The organism is Providencia sp. PROV061 (genome assembly GCF_011045655.1).
GTDB classification, from domain to species: domain Bacteria; phylum Pseudomonadota; class Gammaproteobacteria; order Enterobacterales; family Enterobacteriaceae; genus Providencia; species Providencia hangzhouensis.
Genome location: NZ_CP042861.1, coordinates 362,823 through 379,397 on the forward strand (window position 1 = coordinate 362,823; position 16,575 = coordinate 379,397).

Annotated in this window: 17 protein-coding genes; 11 read left to right on the top strand and 6 right to left on the bottom strand. The window is 42.4% G+C overall.

The genetic code is table 11. From position 1 onward, the window contains the following. Positions 1 to 59: 59 nt before the first annotated feature. Positions 60 to 278 (bottom strand): YheU family protein, encoded by a 219-nt coding sequence (locus FVA72_RS01680; protein WP_004262551.1) that lies wholly within the window; start codon positions 276 to 278, stop codon positions 60 to 62. Next, positions 275 to 1,258, bottom strand: coding sequence for a hydrolase (locus FVA72_RS01685; RefSeq protein ID WP_036958590.1), 984 nt, complete (start codon positions 1,256 to 1,258; stop codon positions 275 to 277). The genes FVA72_RS01680 and FVA72_RS01685 overlap by 4 nt, the downstream gene beginning before the upstream one ends. A gap of 101 nt (positions 1,259 to 1,359) precedes the next feature. Between FVA72_RS01685 and FVA72_RS01690 the strand changes: the two genes are divergently transcribed. Next, positions 1,360 to 1,965, top strand: coding sequence for a LysE family translocator (locus FVA72_RS01690; protein ID WP_110592661.1), 606 nt, complete (start codon positions 1,360 to 1,362; stop codon positions 1,963 to 1,965). A 77-nt stretch (positions 1,966 to 2,042) separates the two neighbouring features. Here FVA72_RS01690 and murP read toward each other — a convergent pair whose 3' ends face one another. Both murP and murQ read right to left on the bottom strand, forming a co-directional pair. Then, on the bottom strand, positions 2,043 to 3,509 hold the full coding sequence (gene murP / locus FVA72_RS01695; RefSeq protein WP_004262534.1) for a PTS N-acetylmuramic acid transporter subunit IIBC: 1,467 nt from the start codon (positions 3,507 to 3,509) through the stop codon (positions 2,043 to 2,045). A 27-nt stretch (positions 3,510 to 3,536) separates the two neighbouring features. After that, complete coding sequence (gene murQ, locus FVA72_RS01700; protein WP_110592660.1) at positions 3,537 to 4,448, bottom strand: N-acetylmuramic acid 6-phosphate etherase; 912 nt, start codon at positions 4,446 to 4,448, stop codon at positions 3,537 to 3,539. 255 nt (positions 4,449 to 4,703) lie between these two features. Here murQ and FVA72_RS01705 point away from each other — a divergent pair, with 255 nt between their 5' ends. Both FVA72_RS01705 and adiA read left to right on the top strand, forming a co-directional pair. Continuing rightward, positions 4,704 to 5,564 carry a MurR/RpiR family transcriptional regulator gene (locus tag FVA72_RS01705; RefSeq protein ID WP_004262528.1) on the top strand — a complete coding sequence of 287 codons (861 nt, stop codon included), beginning with the start codon at positions 4,704 to 4,706 and terminating at the stop codon, positions 5,562 to 5,564. A 104-nt stretch (positions 5,565 to 5,668) separates the two neighbouring features. After that, a complete protein-coding gene (gene adiA / locus FVA72_RS01710; RefSeq protein ID WP_094960779.1) occupies positions 5,669 to 7,936 on the top strand; it encodes an arginine decarboxylase in 2,268 nt (755 codons plus the stop codon). 80 nt (positions 7,937 to 8,016) lie between these two features. On the opposite strand, the gene FVA72_RS01715 is transcribed toward adiA, so the two are convergent. After that, the gene (locus FVA72_RS01715; RefSeq protein WP_110592659.1) at positions 8,017 to 9,951 is read right to left on the bottom strand and encodes an ABC transporter ATP-binding protein; all 1,935 of its coding nucleotides are present in this window, start codon (positions 9,949 to 9,951) and stop codon (positions 8,017 to 8,019) included. Positions 9,952 to 10,173: 222 nt separating this feature from the next. Here FVA72_RS01715 and kefG point away from each other — a divergent pair, with 222 nt between their 5' ends. From kefG to slyD, 4 genes are all read left to right on the top strand, one after another. Continuing rightward, positions 10,174 to 10,728 carry a glutathione-regulated potassium-efflux system ancillary protein KefG gene (kefG, locus tag FVA72_RS01720; RefSeq protein ID WP_004262516.1) on the top strand — a complete coding sequence of 185 codons (555 nt, stop codon included), beginning with the start codon at positions 10,174 to 10,176 and terminating at the stop codon, positions 10,726 to 10,728. Then, a complete protein-coding gene (gene kefB, locus FVA72_RS01725; RefSeq protein WP_137018867.1) occupies positions 10,728 to 12,536 on the top strand; it encodes a glutathione-regulated potassium-efflux system protein KefB in 1,809 nt (602 codons plus the stop codon). The genes kefG and kefB overlap by 1 nt, the downstream gene beginning before the upstream one ends. A 9-nt stretch (positions 12,537 to 12,545) precedes the next feature. Beyond that, complete coding sequence (locus FVA72_RS01730; protein WP_004262510.1) at positions 12,546 to 12,749, top strand: YheV family putative zinc ribbon protein; 204 nt, start codon at positions 12,546 to 12,548, stop codon at positions 12,747 to 12,749. Between the two features lie 86 nt (positions 12,750 to 12,835). Beyond that, a complete protein-coding gene (slyD, locus tag FVA72_RS01735) occupies positions 12,836 to 13,441 on the top strand; it encodes a peptidylprolyl isomerase (RefSeq protein ID WP_004262508.1) in 606 nt (201 codons plus the stop codon). Between the two features lie 81 nt (positions 13,442 to 13,522). Here the strand turns inward: slyD and FVA72_RS01740 are convergent, their stop codons facing one another. Further along, positions 13,523 to 13,744, bottom strand: a complete 222-nt coding sequence (locus FVA72_RS01740) for a SlyX family protein (RefSeq protein WP_004262507.1) — start codon at positions 13,742 to 13,744, stop codon at positions 13,523 to 13,525. Positions 13,745 to 13,990: 246 nt separating this feature from the next. Between FVA72_RS01740 and fkpA the strand changes: the two genes are divergently transcribed. The 4 genes from fkpA (at position 13,991) to tusC (ending at position 16,521) form a co-directional block, all read left to right on the top strand. Continuing rightward, entirely contained in the window at positions 13,991 to 14,734 is a 744-nt protein-coding gene (gene fkpA, locus FVA72_RS01745; RefSeq protein WP_004262506.1) for an FKBP-type peptidyl-prolyl cis-trans isomerase, read from the top strand. Positions 14,735 to 15,031: 297 nt separating this feature from the next. Continuing rightward, a complete protein-coding gene (locus FVA72_RS01750; protein WP_004262503.1) occupies positions 15,032 to 15,736 on the top strand; it encodes a helix-turn-helix transcriptional regulator in 705 nt (234 codons plus the stop codon). Continuing rightward, positions 15,733 to 16,137 (top strand): sulfurtransferase complex subunit TusD, encoded by a 405-nt coding sequence (gene tusD, locus FVA72_RS01755; protein WP_110592658.1) that lies wholly within the window; start codon positions 15,733 to 15,735, stop codon positions 16,135 to 16,137. The genes FVA72_RS01750 and tusD overlap by 4 nt, the downstream gene beginning before the upstream one ends. A 24-nt stretch (positions 16,138 to 16,161) precedes the next feature. Beyond that, the gene (tusC, locus tag FVA72_RS01760) at positions 16,162 to 16,521 is read left to right on the top strand and encodes a sulfurtransferase complex subunit TusC (RefSeq protein ID WP_004262499.1); all 360 of its coding nucleotides are present in this window, start codon (positions 16,162 to 16,164) and stop codon (positions 16,519 to 16,521) included. The last annotated feature ends 54 nt before the right edge of the window (positions 16,522 to 16,575 follow it).

Below are 16,575 nucleotides of genomic sequence, written 5' to 3' on the forward strand. Positions count from 1 at the left end.
AACCTGTAACTTAATTCATGATAGATGATGACGTAAAAATGAACCATAGAATAAAAACATCAGACAGAAAAACTCCCCTTAGGCATGAAATTAACCGATTCATGCAATTCAGACCAGACTAGCACAATTTCACCAGAAACTAACTGCCGTTTCACATCGTTGACCTTATCTTGTAAGCTTTTTTCATGGGAGCCGTAGTCGGTTCCTTCCCGTAAGACATAGCTTTCAATTAGGTTTTCCAATGTTTCAGGTTCAAGTTCTTGCCAAGGAATAATCACATTATTTCCTTATCTAAATAAGGCGTTAACCATTGAGGGATGCGTGTTTCTAACCACATTTGCGGTTTTCTCAAGGTACCGCTCACAAAGCCTACGTGCCCACCATGTTCTGTCATTTGGTATTCCACATTGTGGGGTAAAAATGATAAATCAGGAACAACCTCAGGCGCCATAAATGGGTCATCTTTAGCGTGGATAATCAATGTTGGCTTCGTGATGTAAGCTAATTTAGGTAATGCGCTGCATTTTTGATAATAATCTGTCGCATCATCAAAACCATGAATACGAGCAGTGATCACATCATCAAATTCACGGATGCGTTTTAGTTGTTTAAGCTGCAGCAAGTTTAAAGGTAGTGAGCCAGGGTAGCGTACCAATTTACGCGTTGCATTACGTTTTAAGCCATTTAGTAAATAGCGTTGATAGAATTGAGATATTCCTTTTTCCATCCGCAAAGAACAGGCTTCTAGCATTAATGGGGCCGAAACCACGACGCCCGCATCTAAATCTGCATTTTGCCCACTTTCTGCGAGATAGCACGCTAACATATTACCACCAAGAGAATAGCCGACTGCGGCCGTCGGCGTATCACCATAGGTTTGTTTTAACCAACGGAGAAAATAGCGAGCATCACTGGTTTCACCTGAATGGTAAATTCGCTGTTGGCGATTGGGTTCACCGCTACAACCGCGAAAATGCATAATTACACCCAACCAACCATGCTTTTGGGCCGTTTCTAGCATCCCGTGGGCATAAGGGCTCTTAAAATTACCTTCGAGACCATGGAAGATCACTAAACGTGGCTTATGTGCCGCTAGCTCAGGTTTTTCACTCCAAGCGAGATCGATAAAATCGCCATCAGGCAATTCAAGCCGCTGCCATATAGGTTTGATTTTCGGTGTTCTACGGAAAATCCTTGGCAGTAATGTTTGGAGGTGTGGATTTTTAGCCCAACTTATTGGACGAAAGTTTTCTGACATAGCCTTATTTTTATTTAATGGAGACTCTTGTGAGTCACATAACATACTGTTATTTTTTTGTGATGCAAGTAAACAAATTTGAGTTTGAGGCTAAATTATAAATGACATTGGGGCTGGTTTTTTCTCTTTTTACGTTTTTATTCATTGCTGCAGTCACTCCCGGCCCTAACAATATGTTGCTAACGTCAAGTGCAGCAAACTACGGTTTTCGCCATACAATAATATTATGCCTTGGTATTATGTTAGGGATGCAGTCAATACTCTATCTCTCCGCATTCGGGGTTGCTGCACTTTTATTGCTCTATCCTGCGCTTCATGTCGCCTTAAAATTCGCCGGAAGTCTATATTTGCTATGGCTAGCATGGAAAACAGCGACGGCAAATTATGCACCACTGAAGACGAATAGCGAAGTTGCGAAAAGCATTACTTGGTATCAAGGCGGCTTATTACAGTTTTTAAACCCCAAAGCATGGATGATGGGGCTAGGCGCTGTCGGGGGATTTAGCCTCCCCGATGAATTATTTACCCAATCTATTTTAATGATGAGTATCGCATTTGTGATAGTTAACTTAGTGGCGGGTTTAATCTGGATGGGGTTTGGTTCATTAATCAGCCTATTTTTGCGTAGCCGCCGTGCTTGGTTTATTTTTAACTGGGTAATGGGGATTTTAACGGCTTTGTGCGTTCCCCTGATTTGGTTGGAATGATTTTCTGATAAAAGTGCAGTTTATATGACCCATCAAAAAGCAGCCCATGGGCTGCTTTTTACATGTAAGGGAGGCGATTAATCTAAATCGACGTTTTTAGTGCCGAAAAAGTAGGTAAAAATAAAACCGAATAAGTAGGAAACGAATAACCCGCCAACATAAACTAACATCCCTGGGAACACGCCATCAGCAGAGGTCATCATTGGGATAGCGACTAAGCCAGACGGGCCAAAGACAGTATTTAAACCAACTGGTAAACCCATCCAAGCCACGAGTCCAACAAAGAACCCCCCAGCAGCACCGCCTAAACATGCGGTGACAAACGGCTTCATTCGAGGAAGGGTTACACCGTAGATAAGTGGTTCACCGACACCTAAGAAACCTGGAATGATGGCCCCGCGAATCTGATTACGTAACACTGAATCTTTTGCGGCTTTAACATACAACGCCATTGCGGCACCAACTTGCCCACCACCAGCCATTGCTAGGATAGGGAAAAGTGAGTTAAAGCCTTGGGTTTCAACGAGTGCCATATATACCGGAACAAAACCTTGGTGCACGCCAAACATTACTGCAATTAAGAATAGCCCAGCAAGTATAGCGGTTCCGAATGGGTTGCTGCTTAAATGAACAAAAAGCCACGACATACCAGAGAATAACCAACTGCCAATTGGCATGATGAAGATAAACACTGCAGCACCAACAATTAACAAGGTAATTGTTGAAGTTAAAATCATATCAAGGTTGGCTGGAATAATTTTACGGACTTGTTTTTCGACCCATGCCCCAAAAATACACGCAATTAATACCCCAATAATGTTACCTCTTGGGTCGATAGCCAACCCGAAGAAGCTATTCATATCAGAATAGAACCCCTTAGCTATTTCAGGGTTGTACCCAAGAACAAACAGTGAAGCAATGATGGCGCCATTTACTGCGCTACCGCCAAAGGCTTTTTGAGTGTTATAACCGATAAGAATACTTAGGAAGCTAAACAGCCCTTTGCTAAATACCGACATATACAGAATCGTATGTACGAGTAGGGTCTGCTCTTCAGGTTTTGTCGGGAGCCCTGCTGGAAAATAGGTTTGTTTCGCCAGAGTTGCAAAACCTAATAGTAAGCCCGCAGCAATAAAACCTGGAATTAGCGGAGTAAAAATGGTGGCAAATTTGGATAAAAATCGGTGAACGGCACTGGTTTGTTTCTTTTTCAGTTGCTGCTTATTTGCGGATGCAATATCGTTCAGATCCTGAGGCTGGGCTGCTGCTTCGTGGTTATCCTCTTCATCACTATCTAAAAGTTGGTTCATCAAGTCCGCGGCAGTTTGCGCTTTACCTGGGCCAAGGATCACTTGCAGTTGTTCATCACTTTCAATAACGCCAAGCACTCCTGCAATTTGTTTGAGTGCAGCTTTATCGACTAGCTGGTCATTGTTGAGTGTGAGCCGCAAACGGGTCATACAATTACCCGCTAATTTAATATTACGGCGTCCTCCAACGTGTTGCAGGATCTGCTGTATCATTTCTATTGTTATTTTAGCCATACTATTTATCCCATTGAAGTCCGCAAGTTAGGCGGATGAGGCCATATTGAGAGCCGTACGAATAAAACCGTTGTTATCTAAGAGTAGTTGACGTGCGTCATCGGCATTTAAACCCGATAACACCATTAAAATGGCAGTTTTGCAGTGCCGGTTACATTGTTGAAGGGCGGTCTCTGCGGTAGTTCGGTCGCAGTCGGTTGCTTCCATCACAATTTTAGTTTGTCTTTCAATGAGTTTGGCATTTGTTGCTTCGACATCGACCATTAAATTACCAAACACTTTTCCAATACGGATCATCGCCCCAGTGGTGATCATATTCAGCACTAATTTTTGTGCTGTTCCTGCTTTCATGCGTGAAGAACCGGTGACAACCTCTGCACCTACAATGGGAGTAATAGCAATATCTGCGGCATTGGCAATTGGGCTATTTGGGTTACAGCTAATGGCCGCTGTTGTTGCACCAACAGCCTTCGCGTAAGCTAAAGCGCCTAATACATAAGGCGTTCGCCCACTGGCTGCGATACCAACTAACACATCATTATCATTAAATTGAATATCTTTGAGGTCTTGTTCACCCAGTTCAGGCTTATCTTCAGCATTTTCTACGGCACGGAAAATAGCTTGATGGCCACCGGCGATTAAACCCACAACTTGTTCATGTGGCGTCCCATAAGTTGGCGGGCACTCACTGGCATCAAGGATCCCTAAACGGCCAGAGGTTCCTGCACCTGAATAAATCAGACGACCGCCTTTTAAGAAAGCCTCTGAGACTTTATCAACCAGTTGAGCAATTTCAGGGAGCACTTTTTCAACCGCTAACGGAACGAGCTTGTCCTCATCATTAATGACCTTCAGCATTTCAGCCGTTGATAGTTGGTCGATATTAGTACTGGCTGCATTGCGGCTTTCAGTTACCATTTTGCTTAAGTCGATAGTCATAAAAATTGCTCCTAAATCAGTTATTGGGCTAATATAAGGAATTATTTATTCCTTATATGTGATTAACATCACGGTGCTATCTATTCTAACTTGTGAATATACAAGAATATTTTGTGATTAATTTTATAAGCTAAAGTCACGACTCTTTGAATTATAAGTATTATTCATCAGGTATCAGTGACTTGATTGAGGAATAATTTATTATTATTTTTTTATCTATAGGTCTGGCTATTACAATTATTATTAGAGGTCACCATGACATTATTGGACATCATTACCTACTCACTACCGCGATTAGCGGAAAACCAACGCAAAATTGCCCAATTTATCCTTGAAAATCCCGAAAATGTACTAAATTTGTCGTCTCAGCAATTAGCGGAAATTTTAGATGTTAGCCAATCAGCCATTGTTAAGTTTAGTCAGAAAGTTGGTGTAAAGGGGTATCCTGCCTTGAAACTTGCACTTAGCGAGATTATTGGGCGCCAACAACTTAAAGATGGAGCGCCTCATTCTGCTCTACATAACCGTATTGCGCCTGATGATAACTTGATGGTTGTTGCTCAGAAACTCGCAATGGAAAAAAATCACTCCATTACAGAAACAACAAAATTAATTGATTTCAAGCAGTTTGAACGCATTGTTGAGCGAATAGACCAATCACAACGAGTACAGATTGTCGGGATTGGTGGGTCAGGTTTAACCGCAAAAGACCTCAGTTACAAATTACAAAAAATTGGTATCACAACACTTGTGGAGTCAGACCACCATGTGCAAATTGCTGCGGCGCTGACTCTCAATACTCATGATGTACAAATCGTTATTTCTTTTACAGGAAGACGTAAAGACATGCTAACAGCAGCGAATATTGCGCGTAAGCAAGGGGCATGCGTCATCGCGATTACTCGTGATTGTGATTCCCCCTTGGGGCAACTTGCTGATTATGTTCTTGAAAGTATCGCGGAGGAAGATGAATGGCGTAGTTCATCAATTTCTTCAAGAACCGCACAAAATACGCTAACAGACTTGATCTTTATGGCGTTATTACAACGAAGAGAAGCGAAAGCGAAGTCGTTGGTTATGAATGCAAGAGTAGTAATTAATAAATTAGATGAATAGCTGGCGGCTTGAATTCTCATCGATAACTTTGCAATAAAACCTTATTTACGTTAAGACTAATATTATAAGTATTTTGATTTTAAAAAGTTAAAAGGGAGTTATTGATGAGAGCACTCATAGTTTATACGGAATTAACTGATGACGACTCCGTTATTAGCCATGCCGTAGCAAGACTCGCCAGTGAACTTAACGATGAGCACGTAGAAACCGTGATCATTCGTAATTTTGAAGATGGAATGGCATACATTCGGTCAAATACCAGCATTGACTGCTTGTTATATGGCCGTGATATGTCAGACAAGCAAGAACAAACTCAGGCACATCAGTTAATTACCCAACTTCACCGTAGGCAAGAAGATGTCCCCGTATTTTTATTAAGTGATCGTGAAGAAGCTTTGACGGCATTCGACCGCAAAATGATGGAACAAGTCGATGAATTTGCATGGATTTTAGAAGACTCCGCAGATTTTATTGCAGGTCGTGTCCTTGCCGCGATCATCCGCTACCGCGCCAATTTACTGCCCCCTTTGATGAAAAGTTTGATTAAATACAGTGATGTACATGAATATTCATGGGCAGCACCGGGGCATCAAGGTGGTGTTGGGTTCACCAAAACTCCCGCAGGTCGCATTTATCATGATTTCTTTGGTGAAAACTTATTTCGGACGGATATCGGTATTGAGCGGGTTGCTGTGGGTTCACTGTTAGACCATACCGGCGCATTTGGTGAGTGTGAAAGGAATGCTGCGCGTATATTTGGTGCTGACCAATCTTACTCCGTGGTTGTGGGAACATCGGGTTCGAACCGAACGATTATGCAAGCTTGTATGACAGATAATGATGTTGTTGTGATTGACCGTAACTGCCACAAATCTATTGAGCAAGGTTTGATCTTAACAGGGGCAAAACCGGTTTATATGACACCAAGCCGTAATCGTTATGGCATCATTGGCCCGATTTATCCTCAAGAAATGACACCCGAAGCGATTACTGAAAAAATCGCTAAAAATCCATTAACTTCGGATAAAATAGGCAAACGTCCTGCATATAGCGTCGTAACCAACTGTACTTACGATGGCGTGTGCTATCACGCACGTAAAGTACAGGATTTGCTGGATGAATCATTGGATAGAATCCATTTTGATGAGGCATGGTACGGCTACGCACGCTTTAACCCTATCTATCGCGACCACTTTGCGATGCGTGATGACCCTAGAAAAGACGATGAGCCCACCGTTTTTGCAACTCACTCTACGCACAAATTATTGAATGCACTTTCACAAGCTTCATTTATCCACATTCGAAATGGCCGTAATGCGATTGATTTTAATCGTTTTAACCAAGCCTATCATATGCATGCGACTACTTCGCCGCTATATGCAATTTGTGCCTCAAATGATATTGCCGCAGACATGATGGACGGTAATAGTGGGCGTTCACTCACTGATGAAGTCATCCGTGAAGCTATCGACTTCCGTCAATCACTGGGCTACCTATACAAAGAATTTATCAATGACGATGAGTGGTTTTTCAAACCATGGAATCAAGAAATGGTGAAAGACCCAGCAACAGGCAAACGCTATGCTTTTGAAGATGCGCCTGTTGAGCTGTTGATGAAAGAGCAAAGCTGCTGGGTGATGAACCCTGAAGATAAATGGCATGGTTTTAAAGATATCCCTGAAAATTGGGCGATGCTTGACCCGATTAAGGTGAGTATTTTGTCGCCGGGAATGGGAGATGACGGTAAATTACTGGATAGCGGCGTCCCAGCCGCGTTAGTCACGGCATGGTTAAACCACTATGGTATTGTACCAACCCGCACGACTGATTTCCAAATTATGTTCTTGTTTTCTATGGGGATCACAAAAGGAAAATGGGGAACCCTGGTCAATGCGTTGCTGTCGTTTAAGCGCCATTATGACAACAATACGGCACTGAAAAAAGTATTACCTGAAGTGGTTGAAGCGTCTCCTGAGATCTATGGCGAGATGGGGCTACGTGATTTAGGCAATAAAATGTTTGTGTATCTACAAAAAAATAACCCAGGTGGCCAGTTAAATCAGGCTTATGAGCAACTCCCCGCCGTGATGATGAGCCCACGCGATGCCTATCAAGAAATTGTTGCTAACCGCGTTGAGGCGATTCCTTTAGATAAACTTGCCGGACGTATTGCTGCTAACTCGATTATTCCCTATCCGCCGGGTATTCCTATGTTGTTATCAGGTGAAAGTTTTGGCGATAAAAACAGCCCGCATATCGGCTATTTGCATAGTCTTCAAGCATGGGATAGCGAATTTCCGGGTTTTGAACATGAAACCGAAGGTACTGAAATTATTGATGGCCAGTATTATGTGATGTGTGTGAAAGAATAAGATTCAGTAATGATAAAAACGAAAAGCTATCAAAAGATAGCTTTTCGTGATTTTAATGGATTGTGATGTTTTATAACGAATTAATTTAATTCAAACTCACTAGTCATGGTTTCTAGCTGCTCTTGCAGTTCCATCCACTCCATTTCCACATCTTCAAGAGCCGCTTTGTGTTCAGTTTGTTTTTTCAAACATTCCGTCAATTCGGCTTTTTTATCTTGTTCGTAAATGGTGGCATCAGAAAGTTTTGCTTCTAGCTCATTTAGGGCATTCGAGTGCTTATCCATTTGCTTTTCCAATTCCGTGATTTTTTTGCGGATCGGTTGAGTCAGTTGGCGGAACTCCGCTTCACGACGTTTTTGGTCTTTTCTATCTTGTGCCGTCACCGTTGCAGCGGCTGCTGGCTTGTCTTTTTCTTGTTGATCACGCGCTTGCTGTAATTCGAGCTTATTTTGCTCTGCTAGCCATTGTTGGTAATCTTCTAAATCACCATCAAACTGCTCTACAGAACCGCCGTGGACCAAATACAGTTCATCGGTAGTGGTGCGCAGTAAATGCCTATCATGGGAAACGACAACTAAAGCACCTTCGAAGGCCATTAAGGCTTCAGTAAGTGCTTGCCGCATATCTAAGTCCAAGTGGTTGGTTGGTTCATCGAGCAACAGTAAATTAGGGCGTTGCCAAACAATTAACGCGAGTACTAAGCGCGCTTTTTCTCCACCAGAAAAACGGCCGCTTGGGTCAGTAACTTGGTCGCCTTTGAAGCCAAAACCACCTAAATAGTCACGTAACTGCTGCTCAGTTTGCTCTGGTGCAAGGCGGGCAAGATGCTGCAAAGGTGACTCTTCAGGGTGTAAATATTCTAATTGGTGCTGGGCGAAATAACCGAGTTTAATCCCTTTTGCGAGGGCGATTTCTCCCTGTAATGGTGGTAAATCACCTGCTAACATTTTGATTAAAGTTGATTTACCCGCACCATTTCGGCCTAATAATCCAATACGTGAGCCTGGTACTAAGTTCAGCTTGATGGATTGTAAGATGACTTTTTCGCCATAGCCTGCGCTGACTTTTTCCATTTTTAATAATGGATTCGGTAAGCTTTCTGGTTTACGGAATGAAAAATGGAATGGGTTATCCACATGAGCTGGGGCAACCATTTCCATTCTTTCAAGCATCTTAATGCGGCTTTGTGCTTGTTTAGCTTTGGTGGCTTGCACTCTAAAACGGTCAATATAACTTTGCAAATGTGCAGCTTTAGCCTGCTGGCTTTCATATAGTGCTTGCTGCTGAGCCAGTTTTGTTGCGCGCTGACGTTCAAATGAAGAGTAGTTGCCCGTGTATTCGAACATGGTTTCTTGTTCGATATGCAGCACTTTATCAATAATCGGGTCGAGGAAATCCCTATCATGGGAAATCAAAATCAGGGTGCCTTGGTAGCTTTTTAACCATTTTTCTAACCAAATCACTGCATCTAAATCAAGGTGGTTGGTTGGTTCATCAAGTAGCAATAAATCTGAACGACATAACAAGGCTTGTGCTAAGTTCAAACGCATCCGCCATCCACCAGAAAATGATTTTACTGGAGAGTTTAATTGCGCTTGGCTGAAACCTAAACCATGTAGCAAACTGGCTGCACGGGAGCGGATGGTCCATGCATCAATGGCATCAAGTTGCCCATGAACCACAGCGATGGCATGGCCGTCATTTTTTTCATTGGCTTGTTGAAGTTTCTGCTCTAAAGCTCGGAACTCGCGATCACCATCAATCACATATTCAAGAGCGGGCACATCAAGGGCAGGGGTTTCTTGGTTCACCCATGCCATGGACCAATTGCTTGGAAAGGTTGCAGAACCTGCTTCAGCTTGTAATTCGCCTTTTAATAACGCAAGAAGTGTCGATTTACCGCAGCCGTTTTTACCCACTAAACCAACTTTTTGGCCGGGGTTAATAGTCGCAGTGGCATTGTCTAGTAGGACACGAACACCTCGGCGAATTTGGAGTGAAGAGAAAACAATCATAGCAACCGTCTATTAAAAATATGTTAGATTATCAACGTATATACTCTAAATAATTTACGGTGCTGTTAGGCGACAAGCACATGAGTCGCTAGGAGCCTACTTAAGTAGGTGACTAGTGCGAATGCGCGTAGTCAACAACACAGCAACGTGAAGTATGACGAGTATAGCAGGCTGCATGGTAACGGAAAATGTTCCGTCTGACACGCCTTTGAGGAGGGAAAGATGTCAAATACACCGAAAGTGCTGGTGGTCTACGCTCACCCGGACCCCGACGAATCGATGGCTAATAAGGCGTTATTGGAGGCAGTGCGTGATTTTGACCATGTGACTGTACACGATTTATACGCAATTTATCCAGATTATTTTATTGATGTAACCGCGGAACAAAAATTACTGTGCCAGCACGATATCATTATTTTTCAACATCCTCTCTATACATATAGTTGCCCTGCGTTGTTGAAAGAGTGGTTTGACCGCGTGTTAACCCGCCGTTTTGCGACCGATGTAGGGTACCAAAAATTAAAAGGCAAATACTGGCGTTCTGTGATTACCACAGGCGAGCCTGTTCACGCTTACCAATATGATGGATATAACCATTATCCACTTACAGAAATACTTCGCCCATTTGAATTGACCGCATTAATGTGTGATATGCAGTGGCTAGAACCAACCATTATTTATGCAGCACGTCGGCAGCCTAAAGAACGATTTGAACAGATTATCGATGACTACCGCCAATGGATGCAACAGCCGCTAGGTGCGGGAGGGTTATCCTAATGTCAGAACTAGGGCTATTTGAATCCGTTATCATCTTCCTCTGCGCAGGGGTAGTCATGGTACCTATTGCACAAAAAATCCGCTTAGGTGCTGTACTGGGGTATTTGCTTGCCGGGATCATGATTGGGCCATTTGTTTTTGGCTTTATTCGTAATGTTGATGATATTTTGCACTTCTCCGAAATGGGAGTGGTGTTCCTGATGTTTCTCATCGGGTTAGAGCTAAAACCTTCTAAATTATGGGAGCTTAGGCGCTCGATTTTCGGTGTAGGTACGCTTCAAGTGGTTGTCACTGCGGCTATCATGGCGTCACTGTTGTTTTTAGCCAAATTTTCTTGGCAAGCCGCCATTGTTGGTGGATTAGGAATGGCGATGTCATCAACGGCAATGGCACTTCAGTTGATGAACGAAAAAGGGATGTCCAACAAAGAAAGCGGGCAACTCGGTTTTTCTGTTTTGTTATTCCAAGATATGGCAGTTATCCCGATTATGGCGCTGATCCCATTGCTAGCCGGGGACTCAGCAACCAGTGATTGGCAAAAAATTGGCTTGAAGATATTGGCGTTCGCAGGTTTATGGGTAGTTGGCCGCTATTTATTACGGCCGATGTTCAGGCTTGCCGCTAAATCTGGCGTTCATGAAATTTTTACGGCTGCAGCATTGTTGGTGGTATTAGGTTCCGCACTCATTATGGAAAGCCTTGGCTTTTCTATGGCTCTGGGAACCTTTATGGCAGGGGTCATGTTAGCGGAAACAGAGTTCCGCCATGAGCTGGAAATTAATATCGAACCGTTTAAAGGTCTGCTACTGGGGCTATTTTTTATCTCAGTAGGTATGTCATTGAATTTAGATGTGTTGTGGGCCTATTTACCACAAGTATTGATTGCTGTTGCAGTATTAGTCGCAGTTAAAGCGTTAGTGCTTTACGGACTGAGTTTAGCCGCTAGGCTTCGAAATGGAGCAAGAGCTCAATTTTCCGGGGTGCTTAGCCAAGGTGGTGAATTTGCTTTTGTGATCTATGCAACTGCTTTTGGTGCAAGTGTGATAAATGAACGGCAGATGGACTTATTACTGGTAGTTGTCACACTTTCGATGATGACTACTCCACTTGTGATGCAGTTGATAGATGCCTATTTAAACTACCGTTATAATCAACAACCAGCCTCGAGCGAAAAACCATTTGTAGAAGACAATGACCCACATGTTATTTTGGTCGGTTTTGGTCGCATGGGGCAGGTGGTTGGCCGCTTATTAATGGCGAATAAGGTTAAAATTACAGTACTAGAACAAGATGTTACGGCGATTAGTACCATGCGTCGCTACGGCTATACGGTCTATTACGGTGATGCACGTGAACTGCAATTATTACGCTCAGCAGGAGCCGATAAAGCAAAATCTATCGTCATCACCAGTGATGTGCCTGAAGAAGTGATGGAAATTGTGCAAATTTGCCAAGAAAACTTCCCTAACTTGCATATTATTGCACGTGCTAAAGGTCGCCTTGAGGCCCATGAGCTATTACAAAGTGGAGTGACTGATTTTAGCCGTGAAACATTCTCGAGCGCACTTGAATTAGGAAGCAAAGCGCTTGTTAGTACAGGGATGCATCCACATAAAGCTTATCGCGCGAAGCAGCATTTCCGCCGTTTAGACATGAAAATGCTTAGAGATATTTACCCAGAGAATGAAAATAGTGACAGCGGGCAAATTTCACGCATTAAAGAGGCTCGTCGTGAACTGAATGAACTCTTTGAGAAAGAAATGCAAAGAGAACATCGGCAGCCTCATAGCTGGAATAATGAACAATAAGGGTTAGAAATGGCTTCAACACGTAAACGCTTTATTGCCGGGGCGACGTGCCCTAAGTGCAAGTCACAAGACACATTAATGATGTGGCGTGAAGATAAAATTGATGTTGTCGAGTGTGTCAATTGTGGCGATCAGCAACGCCAAGCAGGGGATGAAGCAACGGGACATGTTAGGCAAAAAGAGCAGGTTATTGGAATTTTTACACCTGAATAATAGAAATTTGTCAATTCTCAATACATCACTATAGTTTTTCGGTACAATTGGCAAAAATTTTTCCCTTACGGGTAGTAGGAGATGTCATGAAAGTAGCAAAAGACTTGGTGGTCAGCTTGGCTTATCAAGTAAGAACAGAAGACGGTGTTTTAGTTGATGAGTCGCCAGCAAGCGCGCCAATGGACTATTTGCATGGTCGTGGGTCTTTAATTTCAGGTTTAGAAAAAGCATTAGAAGGTCGCTCTGTCGGCGAAAACTTCGATGTTGAAGTCGCTTCAGACGATGCATATGGCCAATACGATGACAACTTAGTTCAACGTGTTCCTAAAGATGTATTTATGGGCGTTGATGAGCTAGAAGTCGGCATGCGTTTCTTAGCTGACACTGACATGGGCCCAGTTCCTGTTGAAATTACAGGTATCGAAGGTGATGAAGTTATCGTTGACGGTAACCACATGTTAGCAGGTCAAAACCTGAAATTTAATGTTGAAATCATGGCTATCCGTGAAGCAACAGAAGAAGAAATCGCACATGGCCACGTCCATGGTGCAGGTGGTCACGACCATGACCACGACCACGAAGGTGGTTGCTGTGGCGGTGGCGGTCATAGCCACGGTTCAGAAGGCGGTTGCTGCGGTGGCGGTGAAGGTCACGGACACGGTCACAAACAAGGCGGCTGCGGCTGCCACTAATACTTCGTATTAGTGTTTATAAAAAAAAGGAAGCGAAAGCTTCCTTTTTTTAATTTAAAATCAATAGGTTCACATTTTAAATTAATAATGTGGTGGCGGCGTTTCTTCTTCAGGCCTTGCTAAGTGAGAATCTTGGGATGATTTCAGCCTTTCAGCTACAATGCGTAAATGTTCCTGCAGACGGCTCATTTGCATTTGTTGGTCAGTAATAACCTGGTTTAGTTGTTCAATCGCCAGTTCTTGAAAGGCAACTTTACTTTCTAAAAGTTCTAAGCGTTGTTCAAATGTATCAGATGAGTCCATATTCGACTCTCCTTAAGCGTTTATATCGTAATTAAACCATCATAATAACTGAACATTACAAATCAATAGATAAGTTTTAGTTAAAGATATAGGCGACGAAACGACTTTTTGTTAATGTGGTCTCAGTAGTTATTATATTTTTTTAATACTCAATGGGGTAACGGGGTCTAAACTTAAAGAGCCCTACCCATAAAACGAATAGTTCGCTATTCGAATATAATCGAATAAAAGTTATCGGAGACTAGGATGAAATCACTGTTTAAGGCAAGCCTTTTAGCAACTACGCTAGCATTTACTTTTGCTGCTCCGCAAGTGATGGCAGCGGAAGCCAAAGCACAAAGCAGCGCATTCAAAAACGCAGAAGAGCGTAATGCGTATGCACTGGGTGCGTCTTTAGGCCGCTACATGCAGAATTCTTTAGAAGAACAAAAAACAATTGGTATTAATTTGGATAAGGCTCAATTACTTGCTGGTGTCCAAGATGCATTTAACGGCAAAAGCAAAATGACCGATGCAGAAGTTGAAGAAACATTGCGTCAGTTTGAAGGTCAAGTCAAAGAAGCTGCCGACAAAAAAATGAAAGAAGAATCAGCTAATAATGAGAAAAAAGGCGCTGAGTACCGCGAAAAATACGCGAAAGAAAAAGGCGTTGTTAAAACTAAATCAGGCTTACTGTACAAAATTGAAAAAGACGGTACAGGGGCGAAACCTAAAGCAGATGAAACCGTTGTGGTTCACTACAAAGGTTCTTTGATTGACGGTACTGAATTCGACAGCTCATATTCACGTAATGAGCCACTGACAATTCCATTAAATTCAGTTATTAAAGGCTGGACTGAAGGTTTAGTTAACCTGAAAAAAGGCGGCAAAATGCAGTTGGTTATCCCAGCTGAATTAGCTTACGGCGAAAATGGCGTGCCGGGTATCCCAGCAAATTCAACATTAGTCTTTGATGTTGAATTATTAGATATCAAACCTGCTGCTAAATAAGTCCTCACTAAGCATTAGCTAAGTGTATTTTGATGCCCAATGCATTCATGCCTTGGGCTTTTTTATATTTCTCATCAAAAAAACTCTCAAATTGTTTAAAACTTGTGATAAAACAGACTGTCTTGCATTCATTCGCTTGACGGCAACGCCGTGGAGTTTTAACTTCAGAAGACTCTATTTTATTTTTTATCATCACAATTGTTGGCTACAAACAAAGTAATGATGGCCAAATAGTCGAATAATGAACGCCTTTTTAGTCAACAGGATGAGTTTTTACATTAGAAGGATGATGTTGAAATGTCTGATTCTATACAATCACACGACCTCAGCGATATTAACATATTGGATAACCAACCTTTTTCTGAGACAGACCATGAGATTTTAAAATCGTATGAAGCTGCTGTGGATGGTCTGGCAATGCTAATCGGTGGGCACTGTGAAATTGTTCTTCACTCTTTAGAAGACCTAAACTGCTCTGCAGTCAGAATCGCAAATGGCCAGCACACTGGGCGTAAAATCGGCTCACCGATTACAGACCTAGCGTTGAGAATGCTGCATGATATGGCAGACGAAGAATCGAATGTCTCGAAGGCTTATTTTACGAAAGCGAAAAGCGGTGATTTAATGAAATCCGTTACTATTGCTATTCGTAACCGCAAGCAACGTGTGATTGGCTTATTATGTATCAATATGAACTTAGATGTGCCGTTCTCTGAAATTATTCAATCGTTTGTTCCAGAAACTAAGCAAGAAGTTACTTCAGATGTAAACTTTGCCTCTTCAGTTGATGACCTTGTCGCACAAACATTGGAGTACACAATTGAAGAAGTTGGCGGTGATCGTAATGTCTCAAATAATGCGAAAAACAAGCAAGTGGTTCTTAACCTATATGAAAAAGGCATTTTCGATATTAAAGATGCCATTAACCAAGTTGCTGACCGTTTGAACATTTCTAAACACACCGTTTATTTATACATTCGTCAATTCAAGAGCGGTGAATGAGTAATACAAATTCGTTAACCTACTGCTTAGTTGTGACTGGCCCTGCTTATGGTACACAACAAGCAGCGAGTGCGTATCAATTTGCAAAAGCCCTTCTTCAAGAAGGGCATATATTGAAAACACTCTTTTTTTATCGTGAGGGTGTTTTTAATGCGAACCAGCTTACGTCACCAGCAACAGATGAATTCAATTTAGTTTCAGCTTGGCAGGAACTGGCAAAACAATCTGGGTGCGAAATGCATATCTGTGTTTCTGCCGCGTTGCGTCGGGGGGTTGTTGACCAAGAACAAGCGCAAAGTTTATCTCTTCCAACGGCTAACCTTGCTGAGGGCTTTATCATGAGTGGGTTAGGAAGCCTTGCGGAAGCGATGATAACCACAGACCGAACAATTCAATTCTAAGAACAGCTCAATACAAGGTACCGTGTGAAAAAAATAGCTTTTGTCTTTACAACCATGCCCCATGGAAATGCCAGTGGCCGAGAAGGGTTAGATGCATTATTAGCAACTTCAGCACTGACAGAAGACATTCAGGTGTTTTTTCTCTCTGATGGTGTTTATCAGCTTCTAGCAAACCAACATCCCGCTGAAGTGCTTGCTCGAGATTACATCGTAACATTTAAAATATTGCCGTTATATGACATTGAAAAAGTTTATCTCTGCGGCTCTTCGCTACAAGAACGGGGGCTGGGAGAGCATTGTGAATGGGTTTTAACACCAACAATTCTTAGCAAGAAAGAGGTAAGCGCTAAAATAGCGGAATGTGATGTGGTGCTTAATTTTTAATCCATTGTGTGAATTTTGAGCTTGGGTTGTTTTTTGATCTATAGTAGGATCTTT

Coding starts and splice junctions, on each gene's coding strand:
- FVA72_RS01685 (WP_036958590.1), bottom strand. CDS start 1,258: ATGTCAGAAAACTTTCGTCCAATAAGTTGGGCTAAAAATCCACACCTC.
- FVA72_RS01690 (WP_110592661.1), top strand. CDS start 1,360: ATGACATTGGGGCTGGTTTTTTCTCTTTTTACGTTTTTATTCATTGCT.
- murP (WP_004262534.1), bottom strand. CDS start 3,509: ATGGCTAAAATAACAATAGAAATGATACAGCAGATCCTGCAACACGTT.
- murQ (WP_110592660.1), bottom strand. CDS start 4,448: ATGACTATCGACTTAAGCAAAATGGTAACTGAAAGCCGCAATGCAGCC.
- FVA72_RS01705 (WP_004262528.1), top strand. CDS start 4,704: ATGACATTATTGGACATCATTACCTACTCACTACCGCGATTAGCGGAA.
- adiA (WP_094960779.1), top strand. CDS start 5,669: ATGAGAGCACTCATAGTTTATACGGAATTAACTGATGACGACTCCGTT.
- FVA72_RS01715 (WP_110592659.1), bottom strand. CDS start 9,951: ATGATTGTTTTCTCTTCACTCCAAATTCGCCGAGGTGTTCGTGTCCTA.
- kefG (WP_004262516.1), top strand. CDS start 10,174: ATGTCAAATACACCGAAAGTGCTGGTGGTCTACGCTCACCCGGACCCC.
- kefB (WP_137018867.1), top strand. CDS start 10,728: ATGTCAGAACTAGGGCTATTTGAATCCGTTATCATCTTCCTCTGCGCA.
- FVA72_RS01730 (WP_004262510.1), top strand. CDS start 12,546: ATGGCTTCAACACGTAAACGCTTTATTGCCGGGGCGACGTGCCCTAAG.
- slyD (WP_004262508.1), top strand. CDS start 12,836: ATGAAAGTAGCAAAAGACTTGGTGGTCAGCTTGGCTTATCAAGTAAGA.
- FVA72_RS01740 (WP_004262507.1), bottom strand. CDS start 13,744: ATGGACTCATCTGATACATTTGAACAACGCTTAGAACTTTTAGAAAGT.
- fkpA (WP_004262506.1), top strand. CDS start 13,991: ATGAAATCACTGTTTAAGGCAAGCCTTTTAGCAACTACGCTAGCATTT.
- FVA72_RS01750 (WP_004262503.1), top strand. CDS start 15,032: ATGTCTGATTCTATACAATCACACGACCTCAGCGATATTAACATATTG.
- tusD (WP_110592658.1), top strand. CDS start 15,733: ATGAGTAATACAAATTCGTTAACCTACTGCTTAGTTGTGACTGGCCCT.